The organism is Leifsonia sp. PS1209 (genome assembly GCF_012317045.1).
In the GTDB taxonomy this organism is placed as follows: Bacteria; Actinomycetota; Actinomycetes; order Actinomycetales; family Microbacteriaceae; genus Leifsonia.
In genome coordinates this window covers 2,951,121-2,965,178 of sequence record NZ_CP051154.1, presented here as the reverse complement: position 1 = coordinate 2,965,178, position 14,058 = coordinate 2,951,121, and the positions used below count along the sequence as shown (strand labels likewise).

Below are 14,058 nucleotides of genomic sequence, written 5' to 3'. Positions count from 1 at the left end.
CCCGCCTCACAGTGAAGCGCCCGACCCATCGGGAATCGGGCGGCGGCAGTGAGAAAGTAACGGTGGGCCCGGTGGGGCTCGAACCCACGACCCGCGGATTAAAAGTCCGATGCTCTGCCAACTGAGCTACAGGCCCTACCCTTCTAATCTAGCGTGGTTTCCCGACCGCTCGTGCCGGGCGGAGAATGGTGTGCATGAGCGACCATTTCCACAAGCCGACCACGTTTCCGAGCGGGATGTTCGAGGCGTTCATGGGTGGGGAGGACCCGGCGCAGATCAGCAGGGTCGCGCACGAGACCGCCAATGCCCTGCTCGCCAGGGTGCGTTCGAACCCCGATCCAGAGGTCGTGGACCGGCTGGTGGCATTCACCGATGAGCACGGCATCGACGCTGTCGCCGAGTTGTGGTCGCGGTCGAGCGCCAAGAGTCTGCCGGGCGCGTTGTGGCGCATCTATCTTCTTCGGTTGCTGATCCGGCAGGATGCGGCGGGCACCGCCCTGCTGTATCAGCGCGGGACTGAGGTGGTCCCGTCCATCGATCCTGTCGTCGCCGGCGCGTCGTCGCCGGCCGGGCCCGCCGAGGTCACCGAGCTGGCCGATCGCATCCTGCGCGGGTTGTTCGAGGGGGATTTCGCCGTCGCCCTCGATCGGGCCGCCGCGTTCTGCCGGGTCACGGCTGCCGGATGCGTGTCTGTCGCCGACGATCAGGAGAACACGGCGCCGGAGCGGTCCAGCGAGCTGACGACGCGCGCGCTGCGGTTCTCGCGCACGGCGGAGGAGCTCACCTCCTGCGCCAAGCTGTGGCGGCACGAGTCGCTCGAGTAGACGGCGGTACTCTCAGCGCATGGACGACAGCAAGAACAGCGACAAAAGCACCACGAACAACACCACCCCCAAGCAGCCGTGGTGGGTCGTCGGCCGCGTCCTCCCGGCGGCGATCGCGCTCACGGTGTTCTTCGCCGCCGCCTTCGCCCTCTCCTTCGCCCGGCTGCTGCGCACCGACCTCCCGGATGCGAACCCTCTGCTGACCTGGGGTGGCATCGTCCTCGGGGTCATCGGGTTCGCCCTCGGCGTCGCCAGCATCGTCTACCACCTGCGCCGCAGGCGCGGCGGCCGCGATTAGTCAACCGGCGGCGGCGCATCCGGCGTTCTCGGCCCGCGAACGCCACGCCGCAGCATCGGCACCGCGGCTCGGGTAAACTCGTTCAGCCGGGCCGCAGTAACCCCGGGCTCCAAAATTAGCCGCTCCGAGCGGCCTCGCGCCGAGAGGCGTTCTGCGGCCCGGTTTTTCGCGCCCTGCGGAGCGTTCGGTCCGGATCGCGGTCCGACCTGCGATGCTTGTCAGTGCGCCGAGAGACAGGAGACGCCGTGGACGATGAGGTGCCCGTCTCCTTCGACGACCTCCTCTCCCGCACCGCGGCCGGTGATCAGAGCGCGTTCTCCGTGCTCTACGACCACACCGCATCCCGGGTGCTCGGCCTGGTGAGGCGCGTGCTCGTCGACCCTTCCCAGTCGGAGGAGGTCACCCAGGAGGTTTTCCTCGAGGTTTGGCAATCCGCTTCGCGGTTCGATCCGAATAAGGGTCGAGCGTTGACGTGGATCATGACGATGGCCCACCGGCGCGCCATCGACCGGGTCCGTGCCGCGCAGGCGTCGCGGGACCGGGATGTGGCTGTGGGCATACGCGACCTGCCGACCGCGTACGACCAGGTGGCCGAGACCGTGGAGGTTCGCGTGGAGCACGAGAGGGTGGAGGTTGCGATGGCTGCGCTGTCCGATACCCAACGCGAAGCTGTGCGGTTGGCGTACTACGGCGGCCTCAGCCAGAGCGAGATCGCGGCCGAGCTCGGCATCCCGCTCGGCACAGCGAAAACTCGGCTGCGCGATGCGATGATACGGCTACGAAACGAACTGGGGGTGACCTGATGACCGACGAGGAACGTCGCTCTCCGTCGCGCCTCGGCTACGACCTGGGCGCGGAGACGCCGGAGGAGGCCCGCCAGTTCGAAGAGGTGGCGGCCGAGCTCGGCCTCGCCGCCGACCCCGTCACCCCTCCAGCCTCGCTGAAGGCCGACCTCTTCGCCAAGCTCGCGAGCACCCCACAGCTTCCCCCGGTGGATGCGCAGGCAGTGGATGCGCATCCGGTGGATGTGCAGGCACCACTCACCCCCGCAGAGACCAAGGCCCGCTCCCGCTGGTTCACCCGCCCGATCACCATCGCGGCGGCCGCGGCGGCCGCCGTCGTGCTCTTCCTCGGCGGCACCTTCCTCGGCAGCTCGCTGGCCGGCAACAACTCGTTCCAGCAGCAGCAGGCGTCAGCGCTCGCCCAGATCAACGCGGCCCCGGATGCGCAGCGGGCCACGGCGGACGTGTCCGGCGGAGGAACGGCCACCCTCGTCTGGTCGGGCAAGCTCGGCAAGTCGGCGCTGGTCGCGAACGACCTTCCCGCCCTTCCCAGCGACAAGACGTACGAACTCTGGTACATCCGCGGCGGTGAGGCCACCCCGGCCGGCACCATGAAGCCCGCGGACACCGGCTCCACCTGGCGCGTGCTCACCGGCACGATGCAGGCGGGGGACACCGTCGGCGTCACGGTCGAGCCGCGCGGCGGTTCCGACCAGCCGACCACGAGCCCCATCGTCGCCATCAGCTCTTAACGCGATCGACTCCGAAGCTGTTCACGCGCCACGCCGGGTGGCACCGTGAATAACGTCGGAGTCGAATGCGTCGCAGCCTGGGCGATGCACCGATCCAGCCGGATCAGCCGAAGCGGCCGGAGACGTAGTCCTCTGTCGCCTGCACGCTCGGGTTCGAGAAGATCATGTTGGTGTCGTTGTACTCGATCAGCTTGCCCGGCTTGCCGGTGCCCGCGATGTTGAAGAACGCGGTGCGGTCGGAGACGCGCGACGCCTGCTGCATGTTGTGGGTCACGATCACGATCGTGTAGTCGTTCTTCAGCTCCTCGATCAGGTCCTCGATGGCGAGGGTCGAGATCGGGTCGAGCGCGGAGCACGGCTCGTCCATCAGCAGCACGTCGGGGGAGACCGCGATGGCGCGGGCGATGCAGAGACGCTGCTGCTGGCCGCCGGAGAGGCCGGAGCCCGGCAGGTTGAGACGGTCCTTGACCTCGTTCCAGAGGTTCGCTCCGCGCAGCGAGCTCTCGACCAGTTCGTCGGCCTCCGGCTTCGCCATCCGGCGGTTGTTGAGCTTCACGCCGGCCAGCACGTTCTCGCGGATCGACATGGTCGGGAACGGGTTCGGCCGCTGGAACACCATGCCGACCTGGCGGCGCACCAGCACGGGGTCGACGCCGGGACCGTAGAGGTTGTTGCCGTCGATGGCCACCTCGCCCTCGACGTACGCGCCGGGGATCACCTCGTGCATCCGGTTGAGGGTGCGGAGGAACGTGGACTTGCCGCAGCCGGACGGGCCGATGAATGCGGTGACGGTGCGGGGCTCGATGGTGAGCGAGACACCCTCGACCGCCTTGAAGTTGCCGTAGAAGACGTTGAGGTCGTTGACTTCGATGCGCTTGGACACAGGTTTCCTTGGGTTCGGGTGGACGCGGTCAGCGACCGTACTTGGGGGCGAAGACTTTGGCGATGATGCGGCCGATCAGGTTGAGCAGCATCACGATGATGATCAGGGTGAGGGCGCCGGCCCACGCCCGATCGACGGAGGCGTCGGCGTGCAGCCCGGCCGCCTGCGTGTACTGCGTGTACACGAAGACAGGGAGCGTCATCATCCTGTCGGAGAAGAGGTCGTAGTTCATGCTCGTGGTGAAGCCGGCGACGATGAGCAGCGGAGCCGTCTCGCCGATGACGCGGGCGATGGCGAGCATGATGCCCGTGGAGAGGCCGGCGAGCGAGGTGGGGAGCACGATCTTGAGGACGGTCAGCCACTTCGGCACGCCGAGCGCGTACGACGCCTCGCGCAGCTCGTTGGGGACCAGGCGCAGGATCTCCTCGCTCGACCGCACGACCACCGGGATCATCAGCACCGACAGTGCGATGGATCCCATGAAGCCGCTGCGCACCCCCGGCCCGAAGAAGAGGGCGAACAGCGCGTACGCGAACAGACCGGCGACGATCGACGGGATGCCCGTCATCACGTCGACGAAGAAGGTGATGCCGCGGGCGAGCATCCCGCGGCCATATTCGACGAGGTAGATGGAGGTGAGGAGTCCGATCGGCACCGAGATGACCGCGGCCATCAGCGTGACGAGCAGCGTGCCGACGATGGCGTGCAGCGCACCGCCGCCCACGCCGATCACGTTGCGCATCGACTCGGAGAAGAACTGGATGTCGAACCGTGCGAGGCCGGAGCTGATCACGGTCCACATCAGCGAGATGAGGGGGAGCAGCGCGATGATGAACGCGGTGGCGACGAGCGACGTGATGAGCCGGTCGGTCGCCTTGCGGACTCCTTCGACCAGCAGTGATGTCGTGTAGATCACGACGTCGAACAGCACGGTTCCGAAGAAGATCGCGCCGACGATGTTGAAGCCCTTGGTCGCGCCGCTCGCGGCGAGGATCGCGAAGATCGCGATGAAGACGACCCACGAGCCGACGAGCATCATCCATGCCGAGCCGCGCGGCAGCTTGCCGGCGGTGAGCGAGTTGGCCATCGGCCTGGTGAGTGGAGCGGAGGTGGTGGCGGTCATCAGTTCGCTCCAGAGAAGGCCTTGCGGCGGCTGACGATGTAGCGGGCGAGCATGTTGATCAGGAGGGTGACGACGAACAGCACCAGACCGGATGCGATCAGTGCGTTGGTCGAGAGCCCGGTCGCCTCGGGGAACTGCAGGGCGATGTTGGCGGCGATCGTGTTCGGACTCTGCGCCTGCAGCACCGCGAACTTCACGATGAGGGCGGGGGACAGCACCATCGCGATGGCGAGCGTCTCGCCGAGGGCGCGGCCGAGGCCGAGCATGATCGCCGAGATGATGCCGGAGCGGGCGAACGGGAGCACGGCCATCTTGACCATCTCCCAGCGGGTCGCGCCGAGCGCGAGCGCCGCCTCCTCGTGCAGGCGAGGGGTCTGCAGGAAGATCTCGCGGCAGATCGCGGTCATGATCGGGATGACCATGACGGCGAGGACGATCGCCGCGGTGAGGATGGTGCGGCCGGTGCCGGAGACGGGCGGGGCGAAGAGCGGGAACCAGCCCAGGTTGTCGCCGAGCCAGAGGTAGAACGGCTGGACGAACGGCGCGAGCGTCGCGATGCCCCAGAGGCCGAAGACCACGGAGGGGACGGCAGCGAGCAGGTCGATGATGTATCCGAGCGTCTGCGCGACACGGCGGGGCGCGTAGTGCGAGATGAAGAGCGCGATGCCGATCGAGAGCGGCGTGGCGATGAGCAGCGCGATGATCGCGGCCCAGATGGTGCCGAAGACGAGCGGCCACACCCACGACCAGAAGTTGGTGGCGTTGTTGGGCAGCTCGCCGGTCTTCGCGAACAGGGCGGGGATGCTCTGCACGATCAAGAAGAGAGCGACAGCCGCGAGCACCGCGAGGATGAGCGAGCCGGCGACGATGGTGCTGGTGGAGAAAACGCGGTCGCCGAGGCGGGTCTTCGCCTTCGGCCTGATGGCGCCTACGGTTCCGGCGGTCATTCCTGCCATTCTTTCGTCACGGCCCAGCTTGTCATCTGGCTCTCACTTTCGGGTGGTGAGGATGCGCCACTCGGCCTGGGCGCGACGCCCAGGCCGAGTGGCACTGTCATTACTTGATGGTGGCGACGGCCTTGCTCACCTTGGAGGCGAGGTCGGACGACAGCGGGGCGGAGCCGGCCTGCTCAGCGGCGGCCTTCTGAGCGTCGCTGCTGACGATGTAGTCGACGTAGCCCTTCACGAGGTCGGCCTTGGCGGAGTCCTTGTACTCCTGGCAGGCGATCACGTAGGAGACGAGCACCAGCGGCCATGCGCCCTTGGTGGTGTCCTTGCGGTCGATCTGGATGGCCAGGTCGTTGGTCTCGCGGCCCGAGGCGATCGGGGAGGCGGCGACGACTGCTGCCGCGCCGTCCGCGCTGATCTTCTCGAAGTTGTCGCCCACCTTGAGCTGCGCGATGCTGAGGCCGGCCGAACCGGACTCGTCGATGTAGGTGATCGAGTTCTTCGCGTTCTTCGTGGCGTCAGCGACACCGGAGGTGCCCTTGGCCGCGTCGCCCACCTGGAACGGGAAGGTCTGCGCTGCCGGCTTCGTCCACACCTCGGGAGCGTTCGCCGCGAGGTAGTCGGTGAAGTTCTGGGTGGTGCCCGAGTCGTCGGAGCGGTGCACGACGGTGATCGGTGCCGACGGGAGCGTCGCGCCCGAGTTCAGCGCCTTGATCTTGGCGTCGTCCCAGGTGGTGATCGCACCGGAGAAGATGCCGGCGATGGTCGCGGCGTCCAGCTTCAGGTCCTTGAGGCCGTCGACGTTGTACGCGATGGCGATCGGGGAGATGTAGACGGGGAGGTCGATGCCCTTGGAGCCCGCTGCGCACCCGGCGAAGGTGCCGGCGAGCTCGGTGTCCTTGAGGGCGGCGTCCGAGCCGGCGAAGTCTGCAGCGCCGGAGATGAAGCTGGTGCGGCCCGCGCCGGAACCCTGCGGGTCGTAGTTGATGGTGACCTTGGGGTTGGCGGTCTGGAAGCCGGCTGCCCACACGGTCTGGGCGGCGCCCTGGGCGGACGAGCCGATGCCGTTGAGGGTGCCGGAGAGGTTCGACGGCTTCGCCGTCGTCGTCGCCGGGGTGCTGCCCTCGTTCGACGCGCAGGCGGTCAGTGAGATGGCGACGGCGGCCAGGATGGCCAGAGGAGCGCCAACACGCTTGAGATTCACAGTTGTCCCTTCCGGGGAATCAGTAACAACAGGACGGGGCCGGTGCGACCCGCCAGCGACGCTATTCCCGGTGTCTGTCCAGAGTCCCCCGCAGCGGTAAACGGGAGGTTAACGAGGGGTGTGCTCTTGGGGGCGCTACTCGTCGGGGGTGCTGGCCGTCGCAGGGCGCTGTCCGCGCCCCGCTTCTCACGCGACGGGCGCGTACGTCTCGATCGAGATGATCCCGGACGCCGGATTGCTCGCGGACAGGTGCACGATCGAGAACCCGCCGGTGTCGAGGTCTGCGGCGTCGTTGAGGTAGGCACCCGGCATGGTGCCGGTGGCGAGGGCGATCTCGCGCATGATCTCGGGCAGCACGGGTCCGTGGCTGCAGAGCACGGCGGTTTTCCTGGAGCGCACGCGCTTGCCGATGACGCTGCGCACCTCGCCGCGGCCCTCCTCGTACGCATCCTGGCTGATCCCCGGCTCGTGCCGCGGCTTCACCCCGGTCGCTGCCGCCAGAGGAGCGACCGTCCCGACGCAGCGAACGGCGTCGCTCGTGATGATGCGCTTGGGCCGCCAAGCCGTGATGGTCGGCACGTCGGAGCAGGCCTGCTTGACCCCGCGGTCGGTGAGAGGGCGGGAGGCATCCGGGCCGTCCCAGTCTCCGCGCGGCGCAGCCTTGCCGTGGCGGAGCGCGATGAGCGCGAAGGTGGAGGTCACGCCCTGCCGCACCAGCTTCTCGAACGCGTCGAGGATCTCGACGTCGCGCTCGTAGGTGAGGTAGCCGCGCGCCTTCTTCAGCGTCACCCACTCGATCGCGGCGATCTCCGCGTTGGGGACGAACGTCGACTGGGCGATGGCCTTGTCGCCGACCTCGGCCGCCCAGAAGTGCACGATCTTCTCGCGCCCGCTCGAGATCGGGTACATCGAGACGCCGAGAGGGACGCCGAGCGCGACCTGCAGCCCGGTCTCCTCGTGGATCTCGCGCACGGCGGTCTGCGGCAGCGTCTCGCCCGGGTCGACCTTGCCTTTGGGGATGGTGACATCGCCGTACTTCGTGCGGTGGACGACGAGCACCACGATCTTCTCGTCCACGACGCGCCAGCAGAGGGCGCCCGCGGCGTAGATGGCCGCGCTCACCGCCTCGAACCCGTGCGGGTGGAGCGCGGGCGATGGCTGATCTGCTGCATGAGCTTATTCTGCAGGTCGTCGAGCGGCTGGCCGTTGTCGTCGAGGTGGTGGCGGGTCCAGGTGCCGTTCTCGTCGAGCGCCCACGCGGAGGTGCGCTCGTCGAAGGCGCGGTCGAAGAGCGCATCCAGTTCGGCGAGGTGGGCGGGCTCGGTGAGGCGCACGAGCGCTTCGACGCGGCGGTCGAGGTTGCGGTGCATCATGTCGGCGCTTCCGATGTAGACCTGCGGGTCTCCGTCGTTCACGAACGAGAAGATGCGCGAGTGCTCCAGGTAGCGACCGAGGATCGACCGCACCCGGATGTTCGACGACAGCCCCTTCTGACCGGGCCGGAGCCCGCAGATGCCGCGCACCCACAGGTCGACGGGCACGCCGGCCTCGCTCGCGCGGTAGAGCGCGTCGATGATGGCCTCGTCGACGATGGAGTTGAGCTTGATCCTGATGCCGGACGGTTTGCCGGCCGCAGCGTTCGCCGTCTCGATCTGGATGCGCTTCAGCAGCCCCTTGCGCAGGTGCAGCGGGGCGACGAGGAGTCGCTTGAATTTCTTCTCGATCGCGTAGCCGGACAGCTCGTTGAACAGGCGGGTGAGGTCTTTGCCCACCTGGTCGTCTGCGGTGAGCAGGCCGAGGTCTTCGTAGATGCGCGAGGTCTTGGGGTTGTAGTTGCCTGTTCCGATGTGGCTGTAGTGCTTGAGCACGCCCTTCTCCTCACGGATGACGAGCGCGAGCTTGCAGTGCGTCTTGAGCCCGACGAGACCGTAGACGACGTGCACGCCGGCCTTCTCGAGCTTGCGTGCCCAGGAGATGTTGTTCTGCTCGTCGAAGCGCGCCTTGATCTCCACCAGGGCGAGCACCTGTTTGCCGGACTCCGCCGCGTCGATGAGCGCCTCGACGATCGGGCTGTCTCCCGACGTGCGGTAGAGCGTCTGCTTGATGGCGAGCACGTGCGGGTCGGCCGCCGCCTGTTCGAGGAACGCCTGCACACTCGTCGCGAACGACTCGTACGGGTGGTGCAGCAGGATGTCCTGGCGGCCGACGGCGGCGAACACATCCGGTTTGGCGTTCGGCTCGCTCGGCATCAGCTGAGCCGCCGTGGTCGGCACGTGGTTGGGGTAGTGCAGGTCTGGCCGGTCGATCTTCGCCAGCACGAACAGGCCGCCGAGGTCGAGCGGCGACGGGAGGCGGTAGACCTCCTGCTCGGTCACGTCGAGCTCGCGCACCAGCAGGCCGAGGGTCACCGGATCCATGTCCTCGGTGACCTCGAGCCGGATCGGCGGTCCGAAGCGGCGGCGCAGCAGCTCGCGCTCCAGCGCCTGGATGAGGTTCTCCGTCTCGTCTTCGTCGACCTCGACGTCTTCGTTGCGTGTGACGCGGAAGACGTGGTGGTCGAGGATCTCCATGCCGGGGAACAGATCGCCCAGGTGGTTGGCGATCAGGTCTTCGAGCGCGATGAAGCGCATCTGGTCGACGGTTTCGCGCTGGTCGATGCGCACGAACCGGGGGAGCATCTGCGGCACCTTGAGGCGCGCGAACTGCTCCTTGCCCGTTCGCGAGTTGCGCACCCGGATCGAGAGGTTGAGCGACAGCCCGGAGATGTACGGGAAAGGGTGGGCTGGATCGACGGCGAGCGGCATCAGCACGGGGAAGATCTGCTGCGAGAAGATCTCCCGCATCTGCGCTCTGTCCGCTTCGTCGAGCTCATCCCACTTCGCGACCGTGATGCCGGCCTCTTCGAGGGCGGGGAGCACCTGGTCGCGGTAGACGGCGGCGTGCCTGGACTGCAGTTCGTGCGCCTTCTCGGAGATGTCGGCGAGCACATCCACCGGCGCGCGGCCGACATTCGTGGGGACGGCGAGGCCGGTCGCGATGCGGCGCTTGAGGCCGGCGACGCGCACCATGAAGAACTCGTCGAGGTTGGTCGCGAAGATGGCGAGGAAGTTCGCCCGTTCGAGCACAGGCAGCGTGGGGTCTTCCGCGAGTTCGAGCACGCGCTGGTTGAACGCGAGCCAACTCAGCTCCCTGTCGAGATACCTGTCGTCCGGCAGATCGGGGTCCGGTTCGTAGACGAACGGCGCGAAGTCGTCGTCGAAGTCGCTGCCGAAGCTTCCGCTCAAGCCGTTGTCCAGAAGGATGTTGTCGCCGTCCATCACAACATCATTGCACCGTGCGCCCGGCCGTGGCACCGCGCCAGGTTAACTGTGGATAAATGGAGGCTGTGCAGGTCAGGAGCGGACGGACGACGGCAGCCGGTCGTTGTCCTCTTCGTAGACGTTGAAGCGGTAGCCGACGTTGCGCACCGTGCCGATCAGCGATTCGAGGTCGCCGAGCTTGGCGCGCAGGCGCCGCACGTGAACATCCACGGTGCGGGTGCCGCCGAAGTAGTCGTAGCCCCACACCTCGCTGAGCAGCTGCTCGCGAGTGAACACCCGGGAGGGATGCGTCGCGAAGAACCGCAGCAGCTCGAACTCCTTGAACGTGAGGTCGAGCTGGCGGCCGTGCGCCTTGGCCGAATAGCTGGCCTCGTCAATGGTCACCCCGGACGCCTGGATCTTGGTCTGCGCGTGCTCCTGGGTCTGCCGCCCGATGGCCAGCCGGATGCGCGCATCCACTTCGGCGGGCCCTGCCGATTCGAGGACGACGTCGTTGACGCCCCAGTCGGCGCTGACCGCCGTGAGGCCGCCCTCGGTCAGCACCAGCAGCATCGGAACCGTGATGCCGGTGGTGGTGAGGATCTTGCACAGCGACTTGGCGCTCGCGAGGTCGCGGCGGGCGTCCACGAAGATGAGGTCGCAGCTGGGCGCGTTGACGAGCGACGCCGGCTCAGCGGGGATCTGACGGGTTCGATGGCTGAGAAGGGCGAGGGAGGGGAGCACCTCCGCGTCTGGCGCAGAGGTGAGGATCAACAACTGCGCCACTCAAGCCTCCTGAACGTGCTGTGCCGCAATGCTACCGGAAATGCCAGCGAACCCTTTCCCCCGTCGATCGGTGCACAATGGTGGAGTGAGCGACAGCAGCATGGGACCGGCGGCAGCCTTCGACGGAGACGTCGTCCTGTCGAAGCGCGCCCGCTACGGGAGCATCGGTGCCGTCTGGGCGCTCGCGCTCGTCTCCTCGGTGCTGATCGCGATCATCTCGCCGCCCGATCGCTACGCCTCCTGGCTGTCCCTCGCCCTCGCCGGATGCGTGCTGCTCGGGCTCGTCGCCCAGCTCGCGACCCAGCAGAAGGACGGCTTCGTGAACAGGCTCGCCGCCACGGTCACCGGCTCGTTCGTGATCCTCGGCGTGGTCGGCGCCATCCTCGGCATCGTCGCCGCTGCGCAGTAGCCGCTGCGCACTAGCCGCGTCGCGACATACCAGCCGGGCACTGACTAGACTGGCTGCATGCTGGTTGCCCTCGAACTCTTCTTCGTCGGACTCCTCGGTCTGGCAACGCTCGCCATCGCCGGAGTCTCGGTGGTCGTCGTCTACAACCTCTTCCGGGGCCAGCGCTAAGCGCTTCACGACAGCCATGATCGAGATCCCGACCGATCTGCCCGCCGAACTGGTCCCTCTCTCCTGGTTGATCGGTGTGTGGGAGGGCACGGGCGTGCTCGACTACGCGGTCGGTGACGACCACACCCAGCTCGAGTTCGGCCAGCGCGTGAGCTTCAGCCACGACGGCCAGCCGTACCTCAACTACTCGTCCACCTCGTGGGTGCTCGACGAAGGCAACACCCCGCTCGCCGCGGAGACCGGATACTGGCGCCTCAGCCGCACGCTCATCGAGGGCGACGCCGGCCCGGCGATGCTTCCCGGCCAGGGTGCTCGCCCGTTCTCCACGGCGCAGTCCGTCGAGACGCTCCGCAACTCGCACGGCGGCTTCGACATCGACGTGGCGATCGTCCATCCGGACGGAGTGAGCGAGCTCTACCTCGGCCAGGTGAACGGCCCGCGCATCGACCTCGCGACGGATGCGGTGGTCCGCACCGCGGGCGCCAAGGACTACACGGCCGCCACCCGCCTCTACGGCCTGGTCGACAACCACCTGCTCTGGGCCTGGGACATCGCGGCCCTCGGCCAAGAGCTGCGCACGCACGCCTCCGCCCGTCTCGCGAAGGCGGAGTGATGGCGGCATCTCCCTTCCTGGCGCTGCCGGGCGCTGTCGACATCGCGGACGTCGGCGTCGCAGCGCACTACGGCAACCCGCTCTCCGAGCAGCGTGCGCTCGCCGATGGCCGCGCGATCGTCGATCTCTCCGACCGCGCCGTGCTCACGATCACCGGGCCGGACAGGCTCAGCTGGCTGAACTCGCTCACCAGTCAGAGCCTCCTCGGCCTCGCGCCGGGCGAGTCCACGGAGACCCTGCTGCTCGACGTCACCGGACGACTGGAGCACGCCGTCCGCATCGTCGACGACGGAGAAACGCTCTGGATGCTCGTGGACAGTGCGGAGGCGGAGGGGCTTCTCGCCTGGCTGACCTCGATGCGCTTCATGCTCCGCGTCGAGCTGGCCGACCGCACGGCCGACCTCGCGACCATCGGCACCATCGGCGACCCGGCCCTCCCCATCGCGGCCCCCAACGGCGTCCCGCTCATCTGGCACGACCCGTGGCGGGCGGTGACCCCCGGCGGCCACCAGTACGCGCGGGGCGAGCATCCCGGAGCGTCGTGGACGTGGAGCGAACGACTGGTGCCACGGGATGCGCTCGGCTCCATCGCCGCGCGCGTCACCGCCGGCGAGTTCCCCGTCGCCGGGACGCTCGCAGCCGACGCGCTCCGCATCGCCGCCTGGCGCCCGCGCTTCGCCACCGAGGTGGACGAGAAGACCATCCCGCACGAGCTCGACTGGCTCCGCACCGCCGTGCACCTCACCAAGGGCTGCTACCGCGGCCAGGAGACGGTGGCGAAGGTGCACAACCTCGGCCATCCTCCCCGGCGACTCGTGATGCTGCACCTCGACGGCTCGGAGGGCGTGCATCCCGAGCGTGGTGCCGTCGTGACGAACGACGGCAAAGAGGTCGGGACCGTCACGTCGTCGGCCCTGCACTACGAGCTCGGGCCGATCGCGCTCGCTGTCGTGAAGCGGTCGACGCCCGCCGATGCGACCCTCGTGGTGGATGCGGACGGCACGGCCGTCGCGGCAGCTCAGGAGATCGTGGTCCCTCCGGAGGCGGGCGCAGAAGCGCACGTCCCGCGGCTGCCGAGGCTCGGGGCCGTCACCCGCCAGCCCCGCGCGTAGCCGGGGCACTCACCACACGAAGCCCTGCGGGGCGACCGCATCCCAGTCGACGGTGAGCTCTCCGAGCCGCCACCGCGTGCGCCCGCCGCGCACCGGCCAGCCGGCGTCGCGCATCCCCTGCGCCACGGCGATCCAGCGCTGCCTGGGCCCGTAGGCGGCGAGCGCAGCGTGGATGCGCCACAGCCGGTCCAGATCGAGCATCAGCCGGTGCACGGGCTCGCCGGGCACGTTGCGGTGGATGAGGATCTTCGGCAGTCGCTCGGCGACGATCGATGGGGCGTCGAGCCCGGCGAGCCGCAGCGAGATGCTGAGATGCTGAGGGCCGTCTGCGGTGACGTCGACCCAGGACGAGATACGGCCGATCTCGTCGCAGGTGCCGTCGATCAGCGCTCCGCCGCGCTGCAGCCGGGAGACCAGGCGCCGCCAGGCCGGCACCACCTCCGACTCGTCGTACTGCCGGAGCACGTTCGAGGCGCGGATCACCGCGGCCAGGCGGCCGTCCGGCAGCGGCACCTCGAAGCCGCCGAGCGCGAAGCCGATCCGCGCATCCGGTGCGAAACCGGTCGCCCCGGAGCGGACGACCGCCAGTTGCTCCCGCGCGGTCGCGACCCGGCCGGGCTCGATCTCGAGACCGAGCACCTCCACATCCGGCCGGACCTTGGCCAGCCGCTGGTGCAGTTCGAGCGCCGTGACGCCGCTGGCGCCGTAGCCCAGGTCGACCACAAGCGGGTCTGCAGTGCTGCGCAGGACGGGGAGCGTCGCGATCCAGCGGTCGACGCGACGCAACCTGTTCGTGTTGGTCGTGCCACGGGTGACCGTGCCGATCGCGCCGGATGCCATGCGTCCAGTCTGCCAAAC

At 68.3% G+C, this 14,058-nt stretch carries 15 protein-coding genes and 1 tRNA gene; 7 read left to right on the top strand and 9 right to left on the bottom strand.

The window, feature by feature from the left end; all coding sequences use genetic code 11:
• Positions 1 to 63 precede the first annotated feature (63 nt).
• Positions 64 to 136 (bottom strand) — tRNA-Lys (locus HF024_RS14110).
• Positions 137 to 194: 58 nt separating this feature from the next.
• On the opposite strand from HF024_RS14110, the gene HF024_RS14105 reads away from it, so the two are divergent.
• From HF024_RS14105 to HF024_RS14090, 4 genes are all read left to right on the top strand, one after another.
• Positions 195 to 824, top strand: a complete 630-nt coding sequence (locus HF024_RS14105; protein WP_085371451.1) for a DNA-directed RNA polymerase subunit beta — start codon at positions 195 to 197, stop codon at positions 822 to 824.
• A gap of 19 nt (positions 825 to 843) precedes the next feature.
• On the top strand, positions 844 to 1,122 hold the full coding sequence (locus HF024_RS14100; RefSeq protein ID WP_168689961.1) for a hypothetical protein: 279 nt from the start codon (positions 844 to 846) through the stop codon (positions 1,120 to 1,122).
• Between the two features lie 245 nt (positions 1,123 to 1,367).
• Positions 1,368 to 1,925 (top strand): ECF RNA polymerase sigma factor SigK, encoded by a 558-nt coding sequence (gene sigK / locus HF024_RS14095; protein WP_085371449.1) that lies wholly within the window; start codon positions 1,368 to 1,370, stop codon positions 1,923 to 1,925.
• Positions 1,925 to 2,656 carry an anti-sigma factor gene (locus HF024_RS14090; protein WP_168689960.1) on the top strand — a complete coding sequence of 244 codons (732 nt, stop codon included), beginning with the start codon at positions 1,925 to 1,927 and terminating at the stop codon, positions 2,654 to 2,656. The genes sigK and HF024_RS14090 overlap by 1 nt, the downstream gene beginning before the upstream one ends.
• A gap of 103 nt (positions 2,657 to 2,759) precedes the next feature.
• On the opposite strand, the gene pstB is transcribed toward HF024_RS14090, so the two are convergent.
• From pstB to HF024_RS14055, 7 genes are all read right to left on the bottom strand, one after another.
• On the bottom strand, positions 2,760 to 3,539 hold the full coding sequence (gene pstB, locus HF024_RS14085; protein ID WP_085371117.1) for a phosphate ABC transporter ATP-binding protein PstB: 780 nt from the start codon (positions 3,537 to 3,539) through the stop codon (positions 2,760 to 2,762).
• Between the two features lie 28 nt (positions 3,540 to 3,567).
• Complete coding sequence (gene pstA / locus HF024_RS14080) at positions 3,568 to 4,662, bottom strand: phosphate ABC transporter permease PstA (RefSeq protein ID WP_168689959.1); 1,095 nt, start codon at positions 4,660 to 4,662, stop codon at positions 3,568 to 3,570.
• Positions 4,662 to 5,609, bottom strand: coding sequence for a phosphate ABC transporter permease subunit PstC (pstC, locus tag HF024_RS14075; RefSeq protein WP_085371115.1), 948 nt, complete (start codon positions 5,607 to 5,609; stop codon positions 4,662 to 4,664). The genes pstA and pstC overlap by 1 nt, the downstream gene beginning before the upstream one ends.
• A gap of 109 nt (positions 5,610 to 5,718) precedes the next feature.
• Positions 5,719 to 6,813: a phosphate ABC transporter substrate-binding protein PstS gene (gene pstS, locus HF024_RS14070; RefSeq protein WP_085371114.1), complete on the bottom strand. Its 1,095-nt coding sequence runs from the start codon at positions 6,811 to 6,813 to the stop codon at positions 5,719 to 5,721.
• Between the two features lie 186 nt (positions 6,814 to 6,999).
• On the bottom strand, positions 7,000 to 7,935 hold the full coding sequence (locus tag HF024_RS14065) for an NUDIX domain-containing protein (protein WP_168689958.1): 936 nt from the start codon (positions 7,933 to 7,935) through the stop codon (positions 7,000 to 7,002).
• The gene (locus HF024_RS14060) at positions 7,932 to 10,130 is read right to left on the bottom strand and encodes an RNA degradosome polyphosphate kinase (RefSeq protein WP_085371111.1); all 2,199 of its coding nucleotides are present in this window, start codon (positions 10,128 to 10,130) and stop codon (positions 7,932 to 7,934) included. The genes HF024_RS14065 and HF024_RS14060 overlap by 4 nt, the downstream gene beginning before the upstream one ends.
• A gap of 75 nt (positions 10,131 to 10,205) precedes the next feature.
• Positions 10,206 to 10,898, bottom strand: coding sequence for a response regulator transcription factor (locus HF024_RS14055; protein WP_085371110.1), 693 nt, complete (start codon positions 10,896 to 10,898; stop codon positions 10,206 to 10,208).
• An 85-nt stretch (positions 10,899 to 10,983) separates the two neighbouring features.
• On the opposite strand from HF024_RS14055, the gene HF024_RS14050 reads away from it, so the two are divergent.
• The 3 genes from HF024_RS14050 (at position 10,984) to HF024_RS14040 (ending at position 13,200) form a co-directional block, all read left to right on the top strand.
• Positions 10,984 to 11,307, top strand: coding sequence for a hypothetical protein (locus HF024_RS14050; protein ID WP_247597122.1), 324 nt, complete (start codon positions 10,984 to 10,986; stop codon positions 11,305 to 11,307).
• A 184-nt stretch (positions 11,308 to 11,491) separates the two neighbouring features.
• Positions 11,492 to 12,088 carry an FABP family protein gene (locus tag HF024_RS14045; protein ID WP_085371108.1) on the top strand — a complete coding sequence of 199 codons (597 nt, stop codon included), beginning with the start codon at positions 11,492 to 11,494 and terminating at the stop codon, positions 12,086 to 12,088.
• Positions 12,088 to 13,200 (top strand): folate-binding protein YgfZ, encoded by a 1,113-nt coding sequence (locus HF024_RS14040; protein ID WP_168689957.1) that lies wholly within the window; start codon positions 12,088 to 12,090, stop codon positions 13,198 to 13,200. Before HF024_RS14045 ends, HF024_RS14040 begins: the two co-directional genes overlap by 1 nt.
• 9 nt (positions 13,201 to 13,209) lie before the next feature.
• Here HF024_RS14040 and HF024_RS14035 read toward each other — a convergent pair whose 3' ends face one another.
• Complete coding sequence (locus HF024_RS14035) at positions 13,210 to 14,040, bottom strand: class I SAM-dependent methyltransferase (RefSeq protein ID WP_168689956.1); 831 nt, start codon at positions 14,038 to 14,040, stop codon at positions 13,210 to 13,212.
• Between the last annotated feature and the right edge of the window lie 18 nt (positions 14,041 to 14,058).